General features: G+C 63.4%; 19 protein-coding genes, 1 other RNA gene and 1 pseudogene. 15 read left to right on the plus strand and 6 right to left on the minus strand.

What is annotated here, in order from left to right:
• The first annotated feature begins 551 nt into the window (after positions 1 to 551).
• Entirely contained in the window at positions 552 to 1,649 is a 1,098-nt protein-coding gene (locus tag V6M61_RS07185; RefSeq protein WP_332775885.1) for an IS5 family transposase, read from the plus strand.
• 158 nt (positions 1,650 to 1,807) lie between these two features.
• Here the strand turns inward: V6M61_RS07185 and ffs are convergent.
• Positions 1,808 to 1,904: signal recognition particle sRNA small type (gene ffs, locus V6M61_RS07190), an RNA gene on the minus strand.
• Between the two features lie 91 nt (positions 1,905 to 1,995).
• Between ffs and dnaX the strand changes: the two genes are divergently transcribed.
• From dnaX to V6M61_RS07230, 8 genes are all read left to right on the plus strand, one after another.
• Complete coding sequence (gene dnaX, locus V6M61_RS07195) at positions 1,996 to 3,882, plus strand: DNA polymerase III subunit gamma/tau (protein WP_332775886.1); 1,887 nt, start codon at positions 1,996 to 1,998, stop codon at positions 3,880 to 3,882.
• 87 nt (positions 3,883 to 3,969) lie between these two features.
• Positions 3,970 to 4,302, plus strand: coding sequence for a YbaB/EbfC family nucleoid-associated protein (locus V6M61_RS07200; RefSeq protein WP_332775887.1), 333 nt, complete (start codon positions 3,970 to 3,972; stop codon positions 4,300 to 4,302).
• Between the two features lie 53 nt (positions 4,303 to 4,355).
• Positions 4,356 to 4,982, plus strand: a complete 627-nt coding sequence (gene recR / locus V6M61_RS07205) for a recombination mediator RecR (RefSeq protein WP_332775888.1) — start codon at positions 4,356 to 4,358, stop codon at positions 4,980 to 4,982.
• Positions 4,983 to 5,089: 107 nt separating this feature from the next.
• Complete coding sequence (locus V6M61_RS07210; protein WP_332775889.1) at positions 5,090 to 5,503, plus strand: MAPEG family protein; 414 nt, start codon at positions 5,090 to 5,092, stop codon at positions 5,501 to 5,503.
• Between the two features lie 313 nt (positions 5,504 to 5,816).
• Positions 5,817 to 6,866 (plus strand): ABC transporter substrate-binding protein, encoded by a 1,050-nt coding sequence (locus V6M61_RS07215; protein ID WP_332775890.1) that lies wholly within the window; start codon positions 5,817 to 5,819, stop codon positions 6,864 to 6,866.
• 229 nt (positions 6,867 to 7,095) lie between these two features.
• The gene (locus V6M61_RS07220) at positions 7,096 to 7,935 is read left to right on the plus strand and encodes an ABC transporter ATP-binding protein (RefSeq protein ID WP_332775891.1); all 840 of its coding nucleotides are present in this window, start codon (positions 7,096 to 7,098) and stop codon (positions 7,933 to 7,935) included.
• 61 nt (positions 7,936 to 7,996) lie between these two features.
• Entirely contained in the window at positions 7,997 to 8,836 is an 840-nt protein-coding gene (locus V6M61_RS07225; protein ID WP_332775903.1) for an ABC transporter permease, read from the plus strand.
• Positions 8,836 to 9,528 carry a glutathione S-transferase family protein gene (locus V6M61_RS07230; RefSeq protein WP_332775892.1) on the plus strand — a complete coding sequence of 231 codons (693 nt, stop codon included), beginning with the start codon at positions 8,836 to 8,838 and terminating at the stop codon, positions 9,526 to 9,528. The genes V6M61_RS07225 and V6M61_RS07230 overlap by 1 nt, the downstream gene beginning before the upstream one ends.
• Before the next feature lie 83 nt (positions 9,529 to 9,611).
• Here the strand turns inward: V6M61_RS07230 and V6M61_RS07235 are convergent, their stop codons facing one another.
• Positions 9,612 to 11,150 carry a transglycosylase SLT domain-containing protein gene (locus tag V6M61_RS07235; protein WP_332775893.1) on the minus strand — a complete coding sequence of 513 codons (1,539 nt, stop codon included), beginning with the start codon at positions 11,148 to 11,150 and terminating at the stop codon, positions 9,612 to 9,614.
• A gap of 56 nt (positions 11,151 to 11,206) precedes the next feature.
• Positions 11,207 to 11,377: pseudogene (locus V6M61_RS07240) on the minus strand (hydroxyacylglutathione hydrolase); the annotation flags it as partial.
• Between the two features lie 12 nt (positions 11,378 to 11,389).
• Here V6M61_RS07240 and V6M61_RS07245 point away from each other — a divergent pair.
• From V6M61_RS07245 to V6M61_RS07260, 4 genes are all read left to right on the plus strand, one after another.
• Positions 11,390 to 12,223, plus strand: coding sequence for a class I SAM-dependent methyltransferase (locus tag V6M61_RS07245; RefSeq protein ID WP_332775894.1), 834 nt, complete (start codon positions 11,390 to 11,392; stop codon positions 12,221 to 12,223).
• A 7-nt stretch (positions 12,224 to 12,230) separates the two neighbouring features.
• On the plus strand, positions 12,231 to 12,704 hold the full coding sequence (gene rnhA, locus V6M61_RS07250) for a ribonuclease HI (RefSeq protein WP_332775895.1): 474 nt from the start codon (positions 12,231 to 12,233) through the stop codon (positions 12,702 to 12,704).
• Positions 12,705 to 12,882: 178 nt separating this feature from the next.
• The gene (locus V6M61_RS07255) at positions 12,883 to 14,286 is read left to right on the plus strand and encodes an efflux RND transporter periplasmic adaptor subunit (RefSeq protein WP_332775896.1); all 1,404 of its coding nucleotides are present in this window, start codon (positions 12,883 to 12,885) and stop codon (positions 14,284 to 14,286) included.
• Between the two features lie 28 nt (positions 14,287 to 14,314).
• Positions 14,315 to 17,470 carry an efflux RND transporter permease subunit gene (locus tag V6M61_RS07260; protein WP_332775897.1) on the plus strand — a complete coding sequence of 1,052 codons (3,156 nt, stop codon included), beginning with the start codon at positions 14,315 to 14,317 and terminating at the stop codon, positions 17,468 to 17,470.
• On the opposite strand, the gene V6M61_RS07265 is transcribed toward V6M61_RS07260, so the two are convergent.
• The 3 genes from V6M61_RS07265 to moaA all read right to left on the minus strand — a co-directional run bounded on the left by V6M61_RS07265 (position 17,467) and on the right by moaA (position 20,884).
• The gene (locus V6M61_RS07265) at positions 17,467 to 19,035 is read right to left on the minus strand and encodes a molybdopterin molybdotransferase MoeA (RefSeq protein ID WP_332775898.1); all 1,569 of its coding nucleotides are present in this window, start codon (positions 19,033 to 19,035) and stop codon (positions 17,467 to 17,469) included. The two genes, V6M61_RS07260 and V6M61_RS07265, sit on opposite strands and share 4 nt — an antisense overlap.
• A complete protein-coding gene (gene mobA, locus V6M61_RS07270; protein WP_332775899.1) occupies positions 19,032 to 19,664 on the minus strand; it encodes a molybdenum cofactor guanylyltransferase MobA in 633 nt (210 codons plus the stop codon). The genes V6M61_RS07265 and mobA overlap by 4 nt, the downstream gene beginning before the upstream one ends.
• Before the next feature lie 92 nt (positions 19,665 to 19,756).
• On the minus strand, positions 19,757 to 20,884 hold the full coding sequence (gene moaA, locus V6M61_RS07275) for a GTP 3',8-cyclase MoaA (protein WP_332775900.1): 1,128 nt from the start codon (positions 20,882 to 20,884) through the stop codon (positions 19,757 to 19,759).
• Between the two features lie 299 nt (positions 20,885 to 21,183).
• Between moaA and V6M61_RS07280 the strand changes: the two genes are divergently transcribed.
• The gene (locus V6M61_RS07280) at positions 21,184 to 22,179 is read left to right on the plus strand and encodes an MBL fold metallo-hydrolase (RefSeq protein ID WP_332775901.1); all 996 of its coding nucleotides are present in this window, start codon (positions 21,184 to 21,186) and stop codon (positions 22,177 to 22,179) included.
• Positions 22,180 to 22,206: 27 nt separating this feature from the next.
• A partial coding sequence (locus tag V6M61_RS07285) for an acetylornithine deacetylase/succinyl-diaminopimelate desuccinylase family protein (protein WP_332775902.1) occupies positions 22,207 to 23,489 on the plus strand: 1,283 nt, incomplete at its 3' end.

Consider the following 23,489-nt stretch of genomic DNA (forward strand, 5'->3'; position numbering starts at 1 on the left):
GTCCCGCCTCAGAAGGCGCATGATGTAGAAGAGGCCGGACCATTGGCAGATAACTGTGATCGTATGAAAAGCAATTGGTTTGTGGATGCAAAAAACTACTGCTCTCCACATAACGTGAATCTGAGTGCCACCAACTTGGTTTGCTCCCAGAGGCCGGACGGCCTTTTCAGGAAGGTTTCCGGAGTCTTTATCTGTACCCCATAGCTCAATCACCATAGATGAGTCCCCAGAGACTGGGTGAATTTAGTTCGCCCCCGTAAACCACCTGAAGGTGGGTCGGGATGACTATGCATAGCTGGTAAATGCCATCACGTTTAAAAAGCCCTGGAAGTTTCGCCATGGTCGCTCGATCAAGTCAACTTTTAAGAAAGTGACACATCAAACTGACACAAAACAGAGAAAATCAGGACCTCAAACAGCCTGAAAGCCGCATAGGTAGGGCTTCTAGCAGGCTGCTGAAATACCTCGGAACGGAGTCCGCCGAGATGCTGCCTCAAGCGTTTACCTGAGGCAGCCCTTTTTTTCACCAGGCCATAAGCCAAGTAATCCCCATGCGCGGAGCCGACACCTTCACCGAAAGCCTGTTCACGATGCGGCATCTGGAAGACTTTGTGCCAAGTGAACATCCTTTGCGGCCCATACGCCAGATGGTCAACGAGGCCTTGGTGAAGATGGACGTACTGTTCGCCGGAATGTACGAGGCTGACATCAAAGGCGGCCGGCCCAGCATCGCCCCCGAGAAACTGCTGCGCGCCATGCTGTTGCAAGTGTTCTACAGCGTGCGCTCGGAGCGCCAGCTCATGGAGCAGACCCAGTACAACTTGCTGTTTCGCTGGTTCATAGGCCTGGCCATGGACGATGCCGTATGGGTGCCCACAGTCTTCACCAAGAACCGCGAACGCCTGATAGCGCATGACGCGGTCATTGAACTGTTCAACCATGTGCTCGAAGTAGCCGACAAACAAGACTGGCTCTCGGGCGAACACTTCAGCGTGGACGGCACACTCATCCAGGCCTGGGCGGGCCACAAGAGCTTTGTGCGCAAAGACGGCAGTGATGATCACCACAGCGGCGGCAGTTTCAAAGGCCAGACTCGCAGCAACGAGACGCACGAATCGACAACTGACGCTGATGCCCGGCTCTACCGCAAGGGCAAGACGGGCAGCGAGCTTCGCTTCATGGGCCATACCTTGACTGACAACCGCCATGGGCTGATAGCCAACGCCGTGGTGACCATGGCAGATGGTCACGCTGAGCGAGAAGCGGCCAAAGCGATGATCCATGATGCAAGCCAGGCAGCGGGCGATGCGAAAGCCGAGATCACGCTGGGCGCAGACAAGGGCTATGACGCGCAAGAATTCATCGATGCCTGCCTGGAGATGAAAGTAACGCCGCATGTGGCGCAGAACACTTCAGGCAGGCGCTCGGCAGTGCCCGACGCCATTGCCGAGACAGACGGCTACGCCGTCTCCCAGCAAAAGAGAAAGCTCATTGAGCAGGGCTTTGGCTGGGCCAAAACGGTGGGCCGGATTCGGCAGGTGATGGTGCGCGGGCTTGAGCGGGTCGATCAGATGTTTGTGCTGACGATGGCCGCGTACAACTTAACGCGTATGCGCACCTTGGGACAAATCCGCCTGCAGGGGCAGTGAGGCGTGAAAAAGGTGCCAGCAGAGCTTCAAACCAATAACAAAAGCTTAAAAAAGCACTGAAATCTCAAAATATGAAACAGAACCGCAAAAATAAACCGCTTCGAGTCAGCTGCTGCGCTGGCGCAGTGAGTATTTCAGCAGCCTGCTAGGCTAAATAAGGTGACGAGCCTTGACCCCGGCACTGACTCCACAGTTAGGGCTGCTTGGTTCCCCACCTGACCCGGTTGGCCGCTTTACCATGCGGGAAGGCCCGTCACTTCCGATTGTAAGTGACTTGGGCGGCAGGGTTGGAATTTGCCCCTGACCTGGAGTCAAAAATCCAATCCGGCCACTTTAGAATGCACGCATGTCCTATTTAGTGCTTGCCCGCAAATACCGCCCCAAAAATTTCTCTGAAATGGTGGGGCAGTCGCATGTGGTGCAGGCGCTTGGCAACGCACTGGCCACGCAGCGGCTGCACCATGCCTACCTGTTCACCGGCACGCGGGGCGTGGGCAAGACCACGGTGTCGCGCATTCTGGCCAAGTCGCTCAATTGCACCGGCACCGACGGGCAGGGCGGCATCACGTCCGAGCCCTGCGGCGTCTGCCAGGCGTGTACCGACATTGACAGCGGCCGCTTCGTGGACTACACCGAGCTCGATGCGGCGTCCAACCGCGGGGTGGACGAGATTGCGCAGTTGCTGGAGCAGGCGGTTTACAAACCTGTCGTGGGCCGCTTCAAGGTCTTCATGATCGACGAGGTTCACATGCTGACGAACACGGCCTTCAACGCCATGCTCAAGACGCTGGAGGAGCCGCCCGAATACCTCAAGTTTGTGCTGGCCACGACCGATCCGCAAAAAGTGCCGGCCACGGTGCTGTCGCGCTGCCTGCAGTTCAACCTGCGCCCGATGGCGCCCGAGACGATTCTGGAGCACCTGACGCAGGTGCTGCAGGCCGAAAACGTGCCCTCCGAGCCGCAGGCGCTGCGCCTGCTGGCGCGCGCGGCGCGCGGCTCCATGCGCGACGCGCTGTCGCTGACCGACCAGGCCATTGCCTTCGGCTCCGGCCAGCTGCAGGAGGCCGGTGTGCGCCTGATGCTGGGCAGCGTGGACCGAAGCTATGTGTTTCGCCTGCTCGACGCGCTGGCGCGCGGCGATGGCAAGACCGTGGTGGAAACCTCCGAAACCTTGCGCCTCAACGGCTTGAGCGCGGCTTCCACGTTGGAAGAGATGACCACCGTGCTGCAGCGCATGGCCGTGCTGCAGTCGGTGCCCGGCATTGGCGCCGGCGACGACGAGACCGACCCCGAGATTGCCGAAACGACGCGGCTGGCGCACACGCTGCCGGCCGACGAAACGCAGCTGCTCTACAGCCTGTGCCTGCATGGGCGTGGCGAGTTGGGCCTGGCGCCCGACGAGTATGCGGCGCTAACCATGGTGTTGCTGCGCCTGCTGGCTTTCAAACCGGCGGGCGCCACTGCGCCGGTATCTGCCCCTGCCCCACAGACCCAGTATGTGGGGAGTGCCGTCGAGCCGGGAAAAAAGTCACCGCCTGAGCCTTTCAAGGCCAGCGCTGTGTTGGCCGATCGGGCGCTTGCGCCTTCAAAGCCTGAGCTGCCCGCATCGCCTGCCACGCCTCCAGCCGTAGCGGCCCCGGCATCCAGCCAGGTTGTGGAATCAAATCGGCCTCAAACCCAGGAAGAATATGCGCCAGCAGCTATCAATACTGTAGCGGATTCAGCGCCCGAGGCAGTACCCGAGTCGGCACCCGCAACGCCTGCGCCCGAACCAGTGCGCGCAGAACCTGCCGTAGCACCGGCTATGCCCGCGTTGACGCCCGGTCCGCTGGGCGATGTGTGGAGCCAGTTGGTCAACCAGCTGGTGGCAGCCGAGGCGGTGGCGGCGCTGACGCGCGAGGTGGCCTTGCAGTCCGAACTGCGCTCGCAAGACGACGGCGTCTGGACCTTGCGGGTGGAACGCGAGTCGCTGAGCCAGGCGGCGGCCCGCGAAAAGCTGCAGGCCGCGCTGCAGGCCGCGCTGGGGGCGGAGCAGATCGCCAAACTGGTGGTGGAGGTGGGCCCGGTGACGGACACGCCGGCCCGCCGCAATGCCGCCGCGCAGGCCGAGCGCCAGCGCGTGGCGGAAGAGATCATTCTCAACGACCCGTTTGTGCAGGACATGATCCGCGACTATGGCGCGAAAATCGTGCCCGGCAGCATCAAGCCGCTGGCCCCTCAGCCGGCGTCCTAGCCGATATGATTGAAGCCAAGCAAGACCTGCAGATTGCATCGACAGATTCAAATTCAGATTCAGTGACTCAGATTCAAAGGAAAACATATGTTCAACAAAGGACAACTCGCCGGCCTGATGAAGCAGGCCCAGGCCATGCAGGACAACATGAAAAAGGCTCAGGAAGAGCTCGCGTTTGTCGAGGTCACGGCCGAATCCGGCTCGGGCCTGGTCAAAGTCACCATGACCTGCAAACACGACGTCAAGCGCATTGAAATTGACCCCAGCCTGCTGGCGGACGACAAGGACATGCTGGAAGACCTGGTGGCCGCAGCGTTCAACGCGGCGGTGCGCAAGGCCGAAGAAGTCAGCCAGGCCAAAATGGGCAAGCTCACGGCAGGGATGCCAGGCTTGCCCGGCGGCATGAAGTTCCCGTTCTGATCGCTTCCGTTCGGGCAGGTCAAGCCCAACACGAACGATAGTCGCACCCCCGGATGTCTGACTCCAACGCCCTTGATGGCCTGACCCAGGCGCTGCGCAAGCTGCCCGGCGTGGGGGTCAAATCGGCCGCGCGCATGGCCTTTCATCTGCTGCAGCATGACAAACCCGGCGCGCTGCAAATTGCCCGTGCGCTGGAGCATGCGGTGCACAGCGTCAAGCATTGCGCGCTGTGCAACACGCTGACCGAGCTCGATATTTGCAGCACCTGCCAGAACCCGCAGCGCGACCGCAGCAAACTCTGCGTGGTCGAAACCCCGGCCGACCAGGCAGCGCTGGAGCGCACGCTGGCCTACCAAGGTCTGTACTTTGTGCTCATGGGCAAGCTCAGTCCGCTTGACGGCATTGGCCCCAACGACATTGGCCTGCAAAAACTGTTTGACCGCGTCGTGCCCAAGGATGGCGGCGGCGCGCCGCTCGAGCCATCCTTGCGTGAGGTCAAGGAAGTCATTCTGGCCACCAACTTCACTGCGGAAGGCGAAGCCACCGCGCATGTGATTGCCCAGGCGCTCAAGAGCCGGGGCGTGCAGGTCACGCGCCTGGCGCGTGGCGTGCCGGTCGGCAGCGAACTGGAGTACGTCGATCTGGGCACCATCGCCCATGCGCTGGTCGACAGGCGCTGAATTTCGCTGAACATTTACCAGCTAGCGTGCAACACCACGCTAGCTATAATTTTGATAGCTTCCTGCGCGCACCACACGACGATCACAAGTAAAAAGGGTACCTGTTCATGATGTTTGCACGTTTCACCATCGCCTACTGGTGCCTTCTGATTGCCGCCATCCTGCCCATTGTGTGTGCGGTCATCGCCAAGTCGGGCATGTGGAGCGTACCCAGGCGCCAGGGCGGTTATGACAACAACAATCCGCGCGCCTGGCTGGCCGGGCAAACCGACTGGCGTGCCCGCGCCAACAGCGCGCAGGCCAACACCTTCGAGTCGCTGCCGTTCTTTTTCGCTGCGGTGATCATTGCCCACCAGCTGCAGGCGCACCAGGCCAGGCTCGACATTCTGGCGTTTGCATTCGTCGTGCTGCGCATGGCTTACATCATGATGTACATCGCCGACATGGCCCTGACCCGATCCATCCTCTGGGCCCTGGCGCTGCTGGTCAATGTGGCGATTCTTTTCGTGGGCTACCGCTGACTGGATAGTGCCCCCACGCTTGTCGCTTCGCGTACTGCGCTGCCCCCCGAGGGGGCTGTGCTTGCTCGGGGCGGCCCTTCGCTGCGCACGGCGCCCCACGCTTGTCGCTTCGCGTGCCTTCGGCGGTACGCTGCCCCTTGCACGACGAAGAGGGGCTAATTTTCCTAGGGGCGGCCCGTCGGAAAATCCCCTGTAAAAAGTAACTGCCGGTAACCAATCCGGCTTGCGTACAAACCCGCACGGGATGACCCCGATGCGGGTTTTTTCATGCGCAACTATGCTTGGGTGAAACCTCAAAACAAGGAGGACTCCCATGAGTCATCAGCCCATTATTTCCCGCCGAACTTTTGCTGGCGGAACCGCACTGGCCGCCGCTGCACTGGCCCTGCCAGCCTTGCGCGCACAGACCAAACTCGAAAAAAACAAGATAGCCCTGGCGGTCGGCGGCAAGGCTGCGTTTTACTACCTGCCACTGACGATCAGCGAGCAGCTGGGCTACTTCAAGGCCGAAGGTCTGGACGTGGAGATCAGCGACTTTGCCGGTGGCGCGCGGGCCCTGCAGGCCGTGGTGGGCGGCTCGGCGGATGTGTGCTCGGGCGCCTACGAGCACACCATCAACCTGCAGTCCAAAAACCAGATGTTCCAGGCCTTCGTGCTGCAGGGCAGGGCGCCGCAGATCGCTTTCGGCGTGTCCACCAAAAACATGCCCAACTTCAAGTCCGTGGCCGAACTGAAAGGCAAAAAAATTGGCGTGTCGGCCCCCGGCTCGTCCACCAACATGATGGCCAATCTGGTGCTGTCGCGCGCCGGCCTCAAGCCGGGCGACGTGAGCTTTATTGGTGTCGGCACCGCCGCGGGTGCGCTGGCCGCCTTGCGCTCGGGCCAGATTGACGCCCTGAGCAACACCGATCCGGTGATGACCATGCTGGAGCAAAAAGGCGAGGTCAAGATCATTTCGGACACGCGCACCCTCAAGGGCACGATCGATGTGTTCGGCGGCCCCATGCCGGCGGCCTGCCTGTATGCGCCCACCGAGTTCATCCAGAAGAACCCCAACACCTGCCAGGCACTGGCCAATGCCATTGTTCATGGTCTTAAATGGCTGCAGACCGCGGGCCCGGGCGACATCATCAAGACCGTGCCCGAGTCCTATCTGCTGGGCGACCGCGGCCTGTACCTGGCTTCGTTCAACAAGGTGCGTGAATCCATTTCGCCGGACGGCATCATTCCCGACGACGGCGTCAAGACCGCACTGAAAGCGCTGGCCAGCTTTGACCCGGCCATCAAGCCCGACAAGATCGATCTGTCCAAAACCTACACCAACGCGTTTGCCCGGCGCGCCAAGGAAAAATTCAAGGCTTGAATAAGCCCCCACGCTTGCCACTGCGTGTGCTGCGCTGCCCCCCGAGGGGGCCGCTGCGCCTGCGGCCCGGCAGAGCCGGTTCCGCGGCCCCTGCTGGTGGGGGAGATCCCCTACGGGCGGTCACCTCATTCCGATCATCCGGCGCTTGGCCAACCAGGCGTCGAACTCACAACGGCACTTCCTTGTATTGGGCATTTCGAATCTGGCCGTTCACGGCGACAATGCACCCATGACGGACCCAGCCGAAAATCACGCCTCCGATTACGCGATTGAATTGCTCAAGATCACTTGCACCTTCCGGTCGCGGGAGGATGCGGGGCAGGGCTACACCGCTGTCGGCGAGACCACCTTGCGCATACGCGCCGGCGAGTTTGTTTCGGTGGTGGGCCCGACCGGCTGTGGCAAGTCCACCTTGCTCAACATCGGTGCCGGCCTGCTGGCGCCTTCCTCCGGCACGGTCAAGGTTTTTGGCAAGGCACTCGACGGCATCAACACCCGGGCCGGCTACATGTTCCAGACGGAGGCGCTGATGCCCTGGCGCAGCGCAATCGACAATGTGATGGTGGGCCTGCAGTACCGCGGTGTGCCTGACGACCAGGCCCGGGTCCAAGCGCAGGCCTGGCTAGACCGGGTGGGTCTGGGCGAGTTTGGCGAGCGCTACCCGCACCAGCTGTCGGGCGGCATGCGCAAGCGCACGGCACTGGCGCAAACGCTGGCGTTGGACCCCGACATCATCCTGATGGATGAACCGTTCTCAGCGCTTGACATCCAGACCCGCCAACTCATGGAAAACGAAGTGCTGGACCTGTGGGCTGCCAAGAAGAAAGCGGTGATTTTCATCACCCACGATCTGGACGAGGCGATTGCCATGAGCGACCGCGTGGTGGTCCTGTCGGCCGGGCCCGCCACGCGCCCCATGGGCGAGTTCGTCATTGACCTGCCGCGCCCGCGCGATGTGGCCGAGGTGCGCAGCCAGCCGCGCTTTGTCGAGCTGCACACCCAGATCTGGAACGTGCTGCGCGACGAAGTGCTCAAGGGCTACGCGCAGCAACTCAAAAAGGCAGCATGAGTCGCCGGGCCGCTCCCAAGACGAATACCGCAGCGCGTAGCGCGGAGGTTTACGAATGACCATGTGGCGTCACCTCAAGCCTTCGGGCAGCAACCTGCGCGCTTGGCAGATCGGCGTACTCATTGTTTTTCTGGGCGCCTGGCAACTGGTTTCACGTGACTTGCAAATGGCATTTTTCGTCGGCGAGCCGGTCAAGGTGGCGGGCCGTGTCTGGTCGTGGTTCATGCCTTTTGGCTTTGGCCCCAGCACGCTCTACCCGGACGGCCTGGCCGGCAATGCCGACATCTATATCCACCTGGGGACCACGCTGCTGGAGACCGTGCTGGCCTTTGGCTTCGGCACGGCGCTCGGTCTGGCCTGCGGCCTGTGGTTGGCCCTGGCGCCCACGGCCAGTGCCATCCTGGACCCTTACATCAAGGCCGCCAACTCCATGCCGCGCGTGATTTTGGCGCCCATCTTTGCGATGTGGTTTGGTCTGGGCATCTGGAGCAAGGTGGCGCTGGCCATCACGCTGGTGTTTTTCATTGTGTTTTTCAACGTCTACCAGGGCGTGAAGGAAGTCAGCCCCGTGGTGCTGGCCAACGCCCGCATGCTGGGCGCCAACCAGCGGCAGCTGCTGCGCACGGTCTACCTGCCCAGCGCCACCAGCTGGGTGTTTTCCAGCTTGCACACCTCGGTGGGCCTGGCCTTTGTGGGCGCGGTGGTGGGCGAGTACCTGGGCTCGGCGCGCGGCGTGGGCTACCTGATCCTGCAGGCCGAGGGCACCTTTGACGTGAACACCGTGTTTGCCGGCATTGTGGTGCTGACCGCCTTTGCACTGGTGCTCGACGGTATTGTCGGTAAACTTGAACGCAAGCTCATGAAGTGGCAGCCCCGGATGGGCGAGACGGAGAAACTTTGATGACCCAGCCAAATACCCGCATCCGCCTGTTTTCCGGCCCTTTAAGCATGTTTGGCGCCAAGGTGCAGATTGCTGCACTGGAGAAGGGGCTGGATGTCGAACTGGTCATGGTGCCCTTCGAGATGAGCCGGCTTTACGAGCCCAAGCACCCGGACGTGCTGCGCATCAATCCCAAGCAGCAGGTGCCGGTCCTGATTCATGGGGATCTGGAGCTGTTCGACTCGACCCAGATTTTTGAATACCTGGAAGATTTGCAGCCTGCGCCGGCCTTGTGGCCCGCTGATATCCGCGCCCGGGCGCGGGCGCGCTTGCTGGAGCACCAGTCTGACGAGGTGTACTTTCCGTCCATCATCCGCCTGATGGGGTTGCAGGGCAAACCGCAAGACCCGATGGCGGTGACCGCCCGTGAAATCGCCTCGCGTTACTACCTCCAGATGGAAGCGCAGCTGGAGGGGCAGGCGTTTCTGGCCGGGAGCTACTCCTACGCCGACATTGCTTTTTACATGGCCCAGCTGTTTGGCGAGCGCATGGGGGCGGTCATGACAGAGGCAACCCCCCACTTGATGCAATGGCGTGCCGCCATGACCCGCAGGCCGGCGGTGCGCGAGGTGGTCGGGCCCATGGCGGCTTACCTGCTGTCTCAGGGGCGGCCCTTGCCGGCATTTCTGTCGGGCTTGCTGCCTCAGAGCTGACGGCAGATTCGCAAACCTGCTGCCATCACTTTTAGCTATAAAAATGATAGCTTCTTGCGTGAGCCCGTCATAGGCCAGGCCGCTCAGCGCTTTTTGACCTTGACGATGGGCTTGCCAGGGCTGCGTTTGACCGCCTTGACAGGGCTGCTGCGCGCTGAAGATTTGGCGATGGGCCGGCTCTTGATGGGCAGAAACACCACCACAGCCTGGCCCAGCTTGAAGTGGCTGGCCGCGCTCACCTTGTTCCACTCCGCCACACTGGCCACGCTCAGGCTGTAGCGTCGGGCAATGCTGGCGACGGTCTCACCTTTGCGCGCCTTGACCGTCGTGCGTCGCGTCACGATTTCAGGCGCCAATGAAACCTGGGCGTTGTCGGCCACGTGGCTGGTCACGTCGTTTTCCACTTTGGCCGAGCGCGGCACCAGCAGGGTCGAACCGGCCTTGATGAGCATGCGCGGGGGAATGTTGTTGACGCCGCGCAAGTCGGCTTCGCTCATGCCGGTGCGGCGAGCCGCTTCGGCCGGATTCATCGTGCTCGGCGCGGTCCAGGCCGTCCAGCTGGCGTACTGGCCCTGGCTGTAGGCTTCAAAATTGCGCTGAAACACCTTGGCGTTGTCCCAGGGCAGCAAAATATGCGGCGTGCCGGCCATCAGAATGACCGGGCGGTGCGCCGACGGGTTCAGCGCCTTGAAGTCTTCAATCTTCACATCGGCCAGCTTGGCCGCGAGCGCCACATCAATGTCGCGGGTCAGCTGCACCTGCTGGAAGTAGGGGTGGTTTTCAATCAGCGGCAACTCGGTGTGAAACGCCTGCGGGTTGGCCACGATGTTTTTGACTGCCTGCAGCTTGGGCACATACAGCCGCGTTTCCGCGGGCATGTTGAGGTCCAGGTAGCTGGTGCCCAGGCCGGCTTTCTGGTTCTTGGCGATGGCACGGCCCACGCTGCCTTCGCCCCAGTTGTAGGCGGCCAGTGCCAGATGCCAGTCGCCAAACATGCCATGGAGTTTTTGCAGGTAGTCCAGCGCGGCGCGGGTCGAGGCCAGCACATCGCGGCGGTCGTCGCGGAAGGCGTTTTGCTTGAGGGAGAAATACTTGCCCGTGGCGGGCATGAACTGCCACATGCCGGCGGCCTTGGCGCTGGAGACGGCTTGCGGATTGAAGGCGCTTTCAATGAAGGGCAGCAGCGCCAGCTCGGTCGGCATCTGGCGGCGCTCGAGTTCTTCGACGATATGAAACAGGTACTTGCTCGAGCGCTCCGTCATGCGCTGGATGTAGTCGGGCCGGCTGGCATACCACTGCTCGCGCTCGGTGACCAGTTCGTTTTCAAGGTTGGGCATGGCAAAGCCGCGGCGAATGCGCTCCCATAGCTCCTTGGGCGGCTCGGTGGGAGCGACCTGGTGCGTGCCGATCTGTCCGGGCGTGATGGCCTGCAGTGGGCCGCCCGGGATCAAGGGGGTAGTGGCCGGGCCGGTGCTCAATACCGGGTCACCGGGCAGGCCAGGCTGGCTGGTGGCGCAACCTGCCAGGACGGCGATACCAAGAACGAGCCCGAAACGGGCCAGGCGTGAAGTGAAAAAGCGAAAAGAGCGAAGGAGGGCGATGAGGTGGTGGTGAGGATTCATTTGAATTGGTTTTTCCACTGCCTGATGGCGGCAAATGCGGTGGTGTCGTCATGGACGGCCGGGCCGTAAACCCCGGCGCCGGCGGCCTGCCGCAGGGCGTCCACGCTGCCAATGTGATCGGCAGGGTGGTGCGTGACTAGAATCGACTCCAATTGCAGGGCGCGCTGGCCGTCATGCAGCAGCCAGAGGTGGCTGTCGGCAAACGCGGGGATGGGAATCAAATACATGCATGGGTCTCAATGAGCTCGGAAATTATAGGTTTGACGGACTGGTTCAAAACGCCGCCCGGCAAGTATCTGCTGGCGTGGGAGCGCGAGCGGCTGGACCAGGCGGTCAGCGACATTTTTGGCTACCACGCGCTGCAGCTCGGTTTGCCGGAGCTCGACGCCTTGCAGGCCAACCGCATGCCGCACCAGTGGCTGGCGCTGCAATCAGAACTTTCGTTTGCCTCTGCTTCGGATGACGCCCCGGATGCGGCTGCCACGGGGGCCTCAGGTTCCCGGCGGGCGGCCCTCATCACCGACTCGGCCGCCTTGCCTTTTCCGGCCAACAGCCTGGACCTGGTCGTACTGCCCCACACGCTGGAGCTGAGCAGCGACCCCCATGCCACCCTGCGCGAGGTGGAGCGCGTGCTGGTGCCGGAAGGGCGGGTGGTCATCACCGGCCTGAACCCTACCAGCCTATGGGGCTTTCGGCAGCAGCGGGCACATTTTTACCAGCGTCTGGGCTATGGCAAGCTGTTTTTGCCTGCGGCCGGCGAGTTTATTGGCTACTGGCGCCTGCGCGACTGGCTGAGGCTGCTCAGCTTTGAGGTAGAGTCGGGGCGCTTTGGCTGCTACCGCCCCGCGATGGCCAGCCAGAAATGGCTCGCGCGTTTTGAGTGGATGGACCAGGCTGGCGAACGCTGGTGGCCCATTTTTGGCGCTGTGTACTTTCTGGTGGCCGTCAAGCGTGTGCGCGGCGTCAGGCTGCTGGAGCCGGGCTGGAAAGCCCACAAGGCGGTGGCGGCTGCGCCGGCCGTCGCCAACAAGCATCCGGCCATTCAATCATCCAACCACCAGAAAAGCACCTGAATTACCCATGACCGCTACCCCGCCAACCGCCGCCCACCGTGTGGTGATTTATACCGATGGCGCCTGCAAGGGCAACCCTGGCCCGGGCGGCTGGGGCGCCCTGCTGACCATGGGCGATACCGCCAAGGAGCTGTTCGGCGGCGAATTGGGCACCACCAACAACCGCATGGAAATGACGGCGGTGATCGAGGCGCTGGCCGCCCTCAAGCGGCCTTGCAGCGTCAGCCTTTATCTCGACAGCGAATACGTGCGCAAAGGCATCACCGAATGGATACATGGCTGGAAAGCCAGGGGCTGGCGCACGGCCGCCAAACAGCCCGTGAAAAACGTTGACTTATGGCAACGGCTCGATGCGCTGGTCAGCAACAGCGGCCACAAGATTGACTGGCACTGGGTCAAGGGCCATGCCGGCGATCCGGGCAACGAGCGGGCCGATGCGCTGGCCAACAAGGGGGTGGAGCTGGCCCTGAAACGCGCCTAGGCGTTAGCCGTTGCAACTGGCGGCGCACCTGAGGCGATGGCCCGACGGCGGCCTGTTTGGTAAAGGCTTTGTAAAGCTGGTCCAGCAGCCCCTTGGTGCACCACCTGCGAGGCTGTCAAGGTCATGCGGTCCTGCTACATTGGAAGACTGTTTCGTTTCATAACAATCAGCTTTCCCCATGGCATCAAAAGCAATTTACTCGGTCGTCGCGGTTGCTGGCATTGCTGCAGCATCAGGGGCGGCCTGGTGGTATCAGAACAAACCCAAAACAGTTGACAACAACACGGCCAGTTCTGCATCAGGGCCGGCCGTACCGGCGCAGGCGGGTGCCAGTGCGGCTGCAGGGGGCAAGCCCCCCTCGGTGGAGGTTGCGAAAGTGGTGCTCGTCAAGCTGGTCGATGACACGCAGGCCGTGGGCAGTTTGCGTTCGCGCCGCGGCGTGGTGCTGCGCCCCGAGGTCAGCGGGCGCATTACCCAACTCAATTTCCGCGACGGCGACCGGGTGCGCAAAGGGCAGGTGCTGGTGCAGTTTGATGATCAGTTGCCGCTGGCGCAGGTACAGCAAAGCCAGGCTGAGCTTTCAATTGCCCAGGCCAATTACAAGCGCAACCAGGAGCTGGTCGAGCAAAATTTCATCAGCCAGCGCACGGTCGATGAAAGCGCTGCCAATTTGCAGGTAGCCCAGGCCAAGCTGGCGCTGGCCAAGGCCACCGCAGCGCGGCTGAAAATCATTGCGCCCTTCGATGGCATGGCTGGCATCCGGCTGGTCAATGTCGGTGACTACCTCAAGGATGGCGCCGACATTGTCAATATCGAGGACATCGAAGCCATCTACGTGGACTTCCGCCTGCCCGAGCGCTTTCAGAGCAAGCTCAAGCGCGGGCAGACGGCCATGGTCGATATCGACGCCTTGCCGGGACGCCGCTTCACCGCCACGGTGCAGGCGATTGACCCGCTGATTGATGCCAACGGCCGGTCGGTCGGTGTGCGCGGCTGCATTGACAACCGCCAGCTGCAATTGCGCCCGGGCATGTTTGCGCGTGTGAACACGGTGTTTGGCGAGCGCGACAATGCGCGCGTGATCCCGGAAGAGGCCATCGTGCCCCTGGGGGGAAAGCAGTTTGTCATCAAGCTGCTCGATGGTCCGGGCGGCGAGTCGCGGACCACCCAACGCGTCGAAGTCAAAGTCGGCTTGCGCAGCCCCGGCAAGGTGGAGATTCTGGAAGGTCTGGCGCCGGGCGACACGGTGGTGACCGCCGGCCAGCAGCGTGTGCAGCGCGATGGCACGGTGGTGCGGGTGGTCGATCTGGCCAGCACCGGCAAGGCCAATGGCTCGGCAGCAGTTGCACCCGCGGTGGCGGCCTCGGGCGCCTTGGCCGAAGCCCCCGCAGGCAAAGCGGTGGCCGCCAAAGTGCCGGCGCCTGCCTTGTCGGGCCCCAACCCCTGCCTGATGGCCGGGGCGGAGGTACCCGGCCCTGCGCCTGGCCGCACGCCTGACGCGGCCTCCGGGTCACCCCGCAGTGCCGCGCCGCAGCCGGCTGCGCCCAGTGCGCCGCCCAGCGCCGCGCGCAACCCCGCCTGAGCCTGGCTGATTAACGGGAGCCATCCCCATGCTGCTTGCTGAAGTTTCCATACGCCGCCCGGTGTTTGCCACCGTGCTGTCGCTGCTGATCGTGCTGATCGGCGCGGTCAGTTTCAACCGCCTGACGGTGCGCGAGTACCCCAAGATCGACGAGCCCGTGGTCACGGTGAGCGTGCGCTACCCCGGTGCTTCCGCCGAGGTGATCGAGTCCCAGGTCACCAAGCCGCTGGAAGACTCCATTGCCGGCATTGACGGCGTGGATGTGATCACCTCCATCAGCCGGGCCGACCAGGCCCAGATCAGTGTGCGTTTTCGGCTTGAGAAAGATGCCGACTCGGCCGCCGCCGAGGTCAGGGACCGGACCTCCCGCGTGCGCAACCGCCTGCCGCAAGCCATTGAGGAGCCGGTCATTGCCAAGGTCGAGGCCGACGCCTTCCCGGTGATCCAGCTGGCGTTTTCCAGCGACTCGCTGACAGCCCTGCAGATCAACGACCTGGTCAACCGCATCGTCAAGCCCCGTTTGCAGACCGTGACGGGCGTGGCCGACGTGCGGATTTTCGGCGAGCGCAAGTACGCCATGCTGGTTCAGCTCGATACCGACAAAATGGCCGCCTACCGTCTGACGACGCAGGATGTCGAGGATTCCATCCGCCGCAGCAATCTCGAATTGCCCGCCGGCCGCATCGAGTCGCAGCAGCGCGAGTTCAGCGTCACCTCGCAGACCGATCTGGTGCGTCCCGGCCAGTTTGCCGAGATTGTCATCAAGAACGTGAATGGCTTTCCCGTCAAGCTGCGCGACGTGGCCAAGGTGGTGGAGGGTGCGGCCAACGAACGCAGTTCGGTGCGGCTCAATGGCCGTCCGGCGATTTCGGTGGGTGTGATCCGGCAGGCCACGGCCAATCCGCTGGTGCTGTCCAAAGGCGTGCGGGAGGCTTTTCCCAAACTGAAGGCCGATCTGCCGCCCGATATCCTGATTGACATTGCCAACGACAACTCGGTGTTCATCGACCGCTCGATCAGGAATGTGTACACCACCATTGCCGAGGCCATCGTGCTGGTGGCCCTGGTGATTTTCGTGTTCCTGCGCACCTTCCGCGCATCCATCATTCCCCTTGTCACGATTCCCGTCAGCCTGGTGGGCACGTTCGCCCTCATGGCACTGGCGGGCTTTACCATCAACACGCTGACGCTGCTGGCGCTGGTGCTGGCCATCGGGCTGGTGGTGGACGATGCGATCGTGATGCTGGAGAACATCTTCCGCCACATCGAGGAAGGGCTGGATCCGTTTTCCGCCGCCATCAAGGGCGCACGCGAGATCGGCTTTGCCGTGGTGACCATGACGCTGACGCTGGTGGCTGTTTACGCGCCGCTGGCCTTCACGCCGGGGCGCACCGGCCGTCTTTTCGTCGAGTTTGCACTCGCGCTGGCCGGCGCGGTGGTGGTGTCAGGTTTCGTTGCACTCACGCTCACGCCGATGATGTGCTCGGCGCTGCTCAGGCACAACCCCAAGCCCAACCGGTTTGACAGCGCCATGGAGCGGGTGCTGACCGTGGTGTCCGACGCTTACGGCCGCGTGCTGCGCTGGGTGGTGACGACGCGCTACCAGGCCCGGCCTGCCGACCAGGGCATGGCCGGCAGGCTCAAGGGCCTTGTCTTGCAGGCCCGCTGGATTGTGCTGGGTGTCATGGTCCTCAGCGCGCTGTCGATTGCGCTGATTTTTCCGTCCATGAAGCAGGAGCTTTCGCCGCTTGAAGACCGCGGCGTGATTCTGGCCACGGTGAACGCGCCCGACGGCGCCACGCTGGACTACACCAACCGCTACACCCAGGCGCTGGAGCGCATGGGCCAGTCCCACAAGGAATTTGACCGGATCTTTGCCAACGTGGGCAACCCCACCGCGGCCCAGGCCACTGTGGTGTACCGCACGGTCGACTGGGACGAGCGCAAGCGCTCCACGCTGGAGCTGGCGCGCGAGCTGCAGCCCCGGTTCAACGCCTTGCCGGGTGTGACGGCCTTTCCCATCACCCCGCCTTCGCTGGGGCAGGGCTTTCGCGAGCGGCCGCTCAATTTTGTGATCCAGACCTCCGACAGCTACCAGAACCTCAACGCCGTGGTGCGGCAGATGCTCGATGAGATGGCCAAAAACCCCGGCATCGTTTCGCCGGACGTGGACCTGCGCCTGAACAAGCCCGAGCTGCGCATCGAGGTGGAGCGCGACAAGGCGGCCGACCTGGGCGTGAGCGTGGAAGTGGTGGCCAAGGCGATCGAGACCCTGCTCGGTGGCCGCAACGTGACGCGTTACAAGCGCGATGCCGAGCAGTACGATGTGATCGTGCAGACCCAGGCCAGCGGCCGCAGCACGCCCGAAGACATCGAACGCATTTACGTGCGCGGCCGCAACGACGCGATGATCCCGCTCTCGGCCCTGGTCAAGGTGCGCGAGAGCGTCTCGCCGCGCGAACTCAACCACTTCGGCCAGCGCCGCTCGGTCTCCATCACGGCCAGCCTGGCGCCCGACTACGCGCTGGGTGAAGCGCTGACCTTCATGAACCAGACCGCGGCCAAGGTGCTCAAGACCGGCTACGGCACCGAGCTCAACGGCACCTCGCGCGAATTCAAGAACTCGCAGGGCGCCCTGGCCATCGTGTTCGTGCTGGCGCTGGTGTTCATTTTCCTGGTGCTGGCTGCCCAGTTCGAGAGTTTTGTCGATCCGCTGGTGATCATGGTCTCGGTGCCGCTGTCCATGCTGGGGGCGTTGATCGCGCTCAAGCTGACGGGTGGCTCGCTCAACGTGTACTCGCAGATTGGCCTGATCACCCTGGTCGGCCTGATCACCAAGCACGGCATCCTGATCGTGGAGTTCGCCAACCAGCTGCGCATGCAAGGCATGGAAACGGTGGATGCGCTGGTGCAGGCGGCCTCGCAGCGCCTGCGTCCCATCCTGATGACCACCGGTGCCATGGTGCTGGGCGCCGTGCCGCTGGCCATGGCGACCGGAGCGGGCGCCGAAAGCCGGATCCAGATCGGCTGGGTGATTGTGGGCGGCATGTCGCTGGGGACGCTGCTGACGGTGTTCGTGGTGCCCACCATGTACATGCTGTTCGCGCGCCAGGGCGTGCCGGGCGCGAACATGAGCGAAACCCGGGACGCCTCGGGAACCGGGCTGGCCGGCCACCCGGGCTAAATCACGCCCTCGAACATCATCACGTCCACTTCATCGCCCGCGGCGATATTGCCTTGGGCGTGGTGCAGCACGATCAAGCCGTTGGCCTCGGCCATGGAGCGCAGCACGCCCGAGCCCTGGTTGCCTGCGGTTTGAACCTGCGGTGAGCCGTCGGCGGCGGTGGACACCCAGCCGCGCTGGTATTCGGTGCGGCCGGGCTTTTTGCGGATGGCTTCGGTGGTGCGGGCCTTGAGCAAGGGTGCGGGCGCTGCATTGCAACCCATCATCTGCAGCAGGGCAGGGCGCACAAAGGCCAGAAAAGTCACCATCACCGCTACCGGGTTGCCGGGCAGGCCGAAGAGGATGGCCCCCACGCTTGTCGCTTCGCGTACTGCGCTGCCCCCCGAGGGGGCTGAACTTGCTTGGGGCGGCCCTTCGCTGCGTTCGATGGCCCCCACGCTCCCCGCTTCGCGTGGTTCGCTGGACGTGCCGCTGCGAGACGCAGCGGCTCTTCCGTCCGTCCAAGCCTGCGCAGGCAGGCTTGGAGCCGCGGACGTCAGCCCCTCGGGGGCTGTTTCGCCTTGGGGCGGCCCGGCGGCGAAACGGCCGACGCCGCTGCTCGCCGTGGCCGAGATGCGGCCCACCGCCATGGGGCGGCCCGGGCGCATGGCAATGCGCCAGAAGGCCACATCGCCGAGCTTTTTCATCATGCCTTTGGTGAAGTCGGCTTCGCCCACGCTGACGCCGCCCGAGGTGATGATGGCATCGGCCTGCGCCGCTGCGCGGGTGAACGCCGCCTCCAGCAGGGCCGGGTCGTCGCGCACCACGCCCAGGTCAATCACCTGGCAGCCCAGGCGGCTGAGCAGGCCGAAGACGGTGTAGCGGTTGCTGTCGTACACCGCGCCTTCGCGCGGCGGTTCGCCCAGCGACAAAATCTCGTCACCGGTCGAGAAGTAGGCCACCCGCAGCGGGCGCCAGACCTTGACGGTTTCAAGGCCCAAAGAGGCCACCAGCCCAAGCCGTGCGGGCGTGAGCAGCTCTCCTTTTTGTAGCGCTTTTTTTCCTGCGGACAAGTCCTCGCCGCGCAGGCGCCGGTTGTCGCCGGGCAAGAGCTGCCTGGCGGGAATGGTGATGAACTCCGTTCGGGCTGAGCCTGTCGAAGCCACCGCAGGCACTTCGACAAGCTCAGTGCGAACGGATACAAATTCCTGCGGCACGACGGTGTCCAGCCCCTGGGGCATGATGGCGCCGGTCATGATCCTGACGCATTGTCCGGGCCCCACCCGGCCTTGCCAGGCTTTGCCGGCCAGGGCCGTGCCGGCCACCTGCAGCTCCAGTGCAGCCTCAAGCAGCTGCGCGCCATCAAACGCGTAGCCGTCCATGGCCGAGTTGTCGTGCGGGGGCACATCGAAAGGCGAAATCACATCTTCAGCCAGCACCCGGCCCAGTGCCTCGAAAAGAGGCAGTTCGAGTACATCAGGTATCGGTGCCACCAGTTTGGACAGAAAGGCCAGAACATCGCTGGCAGGCAGCGCCTGCGGATCGTAGCCTTGCAGCTCGGCGGCAATCTGGTCTATGGTCTTCACGGGCGCAAGGCTTCCAGCCGGTGCAGCTCCGCCAGCGTGTTGGCATTGAAAAACGCCCGTGCATCATCGTCGGGCCGGTTAAACGGCACCAGGGCGGTCTTGTGCTGCGCCGTCCACGCGTCAATCTTGCGGCCACCGTCGTGGGTAAAGCGCACCAGGCTTTCCAGCAGGTCGACTCGCATCAGGCAAAACACCGGCTGGGGCCGCAGTTGCCCGTCTTCCTCAGGCGCCGCCGCAACCGCAAAGTCGGCCTGCTCGGCCAGCAGGGCGTCGGCCAGGCGCAGCACCAGGTCGTCGGGAAACAGCGGCGTGTCGCAGGGCACCGTGAGCATGTAAGGTGTTTCGCAGCGCTCCAGGCCGGTCAAAAAACCGGCCAGCGGGCCGGCGTACTCGCCCAGGTTCGTGGCGTCGGGCCACACCGGCACGCCAAACGCCTCATAGGCCGCCAGGTTGCGGTTGGCGTTGATCATGATCTCGCCCACCTGCGGGGACAGGCGCAGCAGCGTGTGCAGGGCCAACGGCACGCCATTGAAGTTTTGAAGGCCCTTGTCGACCCCGCCCATGCGCGAACCGCGCCCGCCGGCGAGGATGACGCCGGTGATCTCTGCGCTGTCTATGGTGTCGTGCATCCTAGGCCTCCCGCCGGGCCGCCCCAAGGCGAGGCCCACGGCCCCTTGGAGGGCAGTTAAGCACACGAAGTGGTGAGCATGGTGGTTTCATTTCAGCCTCCGATGTAACTCATCTCGACCCGCTTGTGGCCGGGCGGGGTGCTTGAATCGGTGTCAGCCGGCTGGGCGGCGCGCAGTTCCGAGTAGCGGTCGGTGCGCGCCTGCCAGATGTGGGCCACGGCCGCGGCAATCTGCGCGTCGGAGTAATTGTTGCGCAGCAGGGCGCGCAAATCATGGCCCTGGCTGGCAAACAGGCAGAGGAACAGCTTGCCCTCGGTCGACAGGCGGGCGCGGTTGCAGTCGCTGCAAAAAGCCTGCGTTACGCTGCTGATCACGCCGATCTCGCCGCCGCCATCGACATAGCGCCAGCGCTCGGCGGTTTCACCGGTGTAGTTCGGATCAATCGCCGCCAGCGGGAACTCGGCCTGGATGCGCTCAATGACTTGCGCCGAGGGCAGCACCTCGTCCATGCGCCAGCCGTTGGTGACGCCCACGTCCATGTATTCAATAAAGCGCAGCACCACGCCGGAGTTGCGGAAGTGCTTCGCCATGGGGATGATCTCGGCATCATTCGTGCCGCGTTTGACCACCATGTTGACCTTGAGCGGCGCCAGCCCGACTCGTCTGGCCGCTTCAATGCCCTTGAGCACCTCGGCGACCGGGAAGTCGACATCGTTCATGCGCCGGAAGGTGGCGTCGTCCAGCCCGTCCAGACTGACTGTCACGCGCTGCAGGCCGGCGTCCTTGAGGCTCTGGGCCTTTTTGGCCAGCAGCGAGGCGTTGGTGGTCAGCGTGATGTCCAGCGGCTTGCCGGCCGGCGTTTGCAGTCTGGCCAGCATTTCAATCAGCACCTCCAGGTGCTTGCGCAGCAGGGGCTCGCCGCCGGTCAACCGGATTTTCTCCACGCCGTGCGCCACAAAAATTTTGGCCAGGCGGGTGATCTCCTCAAAGCTCAGCAGCGAGCTTTGCGGCAAAAAGGCGTAGTCCTTGTCAAACACCTCGCGCGGCATGCAGTAGCTGCAGCGGAAATTGCAGCGGTCTGTCACGCTGATGCGCAGGTCGCGCAGCGGGCGAGCCCGGGTGTCGCTGAGCAAGCCGACAGGCGCCTGCAGGCGCGCAGGGACATGCGGCACGCTGCTCGCGTACCGGATGTCTGCCAGGGGAATGACTTTGTCTGCCATGGGTTTGCCTTATGCGGAATTTACTCCATTGGCGAAGACCTCTGGCGCGGCATGGCACTGGACGGGCATTCGGGTGGGGTGCCTGGTTGGGTCTTTTTTGCTATTGATATGATAGCTTTAGGCGCAGTATTTGTAAGGGATAAGGCCCGATTTTGCCTAAGAAAAACGCCCCAAACAGCACGGGTCCCGGTGCCCAGGCTCAGATGCCCTCAGATGTCAATGGCTGGCACGTAGTCATCGGCTACCATGGACTTTCCTGATCCGATCCCTTGCCTGTTCCGCTTTTCTTCGGGGCCACCATGCAACTCCTCAAACGAAGCCTGGCCGTACTGGCTGTCCTGTTGCTGCTGGCTGCAGGTGCACTGGCCTGGCTGCTGCAGCAGCACCCCGCGCTCAGTCCCTACGCCGCGCTGGCCTGGAAAAGCCAGCCGCCGCAGTTGGGCCTGAAGGTGAGCTTTCTCGGGGTGGCCACGGTGCTGCTCGATGACGGTGAAACTGCGATCCTGACCGACGGTTTTTTCTCGCGCCCCGACAAACTGAAAACCTTTCTGGGCAAGGTGGAGCCGGATCTCGAAGGCATCACGCGCGGGCTCAAGCGGGCCGGCATCCCGGACCACACCGGCAAGCTGGCGGCCGTGATCCCCGTGCATTCGCATTACGACCACGCCATGGATGCACCCGAGGTGGCCCTGCGCACCGGCGCGCTGCTGCTGGGCTCGGCCTCCACCGCCAATGTGGGGCGCGGCTGGGGCTTGCCAGAGACGCAGATTCGCCTGGCCAAGCTGGGGGTGCCCATGACGTTTGGCCGTTTTACCGTGACGCTTTTGCCGTCGCGCCACGCGCCGACCGGGTTCACCGGCGGCCAGATCAGCCAGCCGCTCAAGCCACCGGTGCGCGCCAGCGACTACAAGGAAGGGCAGAGCTACGCGGTGCTGGTGCAGCACGCGGGCAAGTCCCTGCTGATCAACGGCAGTGCCGGCTTCGAGCCGGGCGCGCTCAAGGGCGTGCAGGCAGACGTGGTGCTGCTGGGCATAGGCTCGCTCGGACCGCGTGACGATGCCTACCGCGACGCCTATTGGCGCGAGGTGGTGACGGCGGTGAAGGCGAAGCGGGTCATCCCCATCCACTGGGACGACTTCTGGCTGCCGTCAGACCAGCCCATGAAGCCCATGCCGCCGCCGCTGGACCAGTTCGAGCGTTCCATGGACTTTTTGCGCGCACGCGGGGCGAAGGAGGGCGTGGACATCCGCCTGCCGCTGGAGTGGCGGGCCATGGATGTCTGGAATGGGCTTTAGACACCGGGCTCGCATAAACTGCTGCTCATGAACAACGACAGCCTGCTCAAACGCATTGAATCTAAACGCGACGAGGTGGTGGCGCTCACGCAAGACCTGGTCCGCATTCCCACCGTCAACCCGCCCGGCGACGCCTACGAAGCCTGCGCCCGTCTGTTGGGGGAGCGGCTGCAAAAGCGCGGCTTTGCGGTCGAGTACATCCGTGCCGAAGGTGCGCCGGGTGACCGCAACTCCCATCCGCGGGTCAACGTGGTGGCCCGCTACCAAGGCAAATCGGCCGGCGAGTGTGTTCACTTCAACAGCCACATCGACGTGGTCGAAGCCGGCTCCGGCTGGACCACCGAGCCCTTTGGCGGCGAGGTCAGGGACGGCAAGGTCTATGGCCGCGGCACCTGCGACATGAAAGGCGGGCTGGCGTCCAGCGTGATTGCCTGCGAAGCGATTCTGGAAGAAGGGCTGGATTTCCCCGGTGCGCTGGAAATTTCAGGCACGGTCGATGAGGAATCGGGTGGTTTCGCCGGTGTTGGTTATCTGGCAGAGCGCGGCTACTTCACGAAGCCGCGTGTGCACCACGTGATCATTCCAGAACCGCTGGGTGTGGACCGCATCTGCCTGGGCCACCGCGGCGTCTGGTGGGGCGAGGTCGAGACCCAGGGCCGGATTGCCCATGGCTCCATGCCCTTTCTCGGTGACAGTGCCATCAACCACATGAGCGCCTTCATTCATTTGCTGGAAACCCGGTTGCAGCCGCAGCTGTCGCAGCGCCATACCGCCGAGCCGGTGGAGCCGCCCGGGGCCCGGGTCAGCACGCTCAACATCAACAGCCTGCACGGCGGCCAGGTCGAGCAGCTGTTTTCGCTCGATGCACGGGGCCGGCCGACCGGCGATCTGCCTTCGCCGGTGGTGGCCCATTCCTGCCGCGCCGTGCTGGATCGCCGTTTCATCGCCGAAGAAAACCTGGAGGCGGTGAAGGCTGAAATTGTGGCCATGCTCGAGGAGCTCAAGCGCAGCCGGCCCGGCTTCAATTACGGTATCAAGGACATCATGAGTTTTGTGCCGACCGCCACCCCCCGAGATGCGCCCGTGGTGCTGGCCACCGCCAGGGCCATTGCCCGCGTGCTGGGCCGCGAAGCCAGCTACATCTCCAGTCCCGGCACCTACGACCAGAAACACATCGTGCGCACGGGCAAGCTTGATGCCTGCATTGCCTACGGCCCGGGCATCCTGGATCTGGCGCACCAGCCCGACGAATACGTGGGCATTCAGGAGCTGGTGGACAGCGCCAAAATCATGGCACTGGCGGCTTTGAG

It is taken from the genome of Polaromonas sp. (genome assembly GCF_036676035.1).
Classification (GTDB): Bacteria; Pseudomonadota; Gammaproteobacteria; order Burkholderiales; family Burkholderiaceae_C; genus Polaromonas.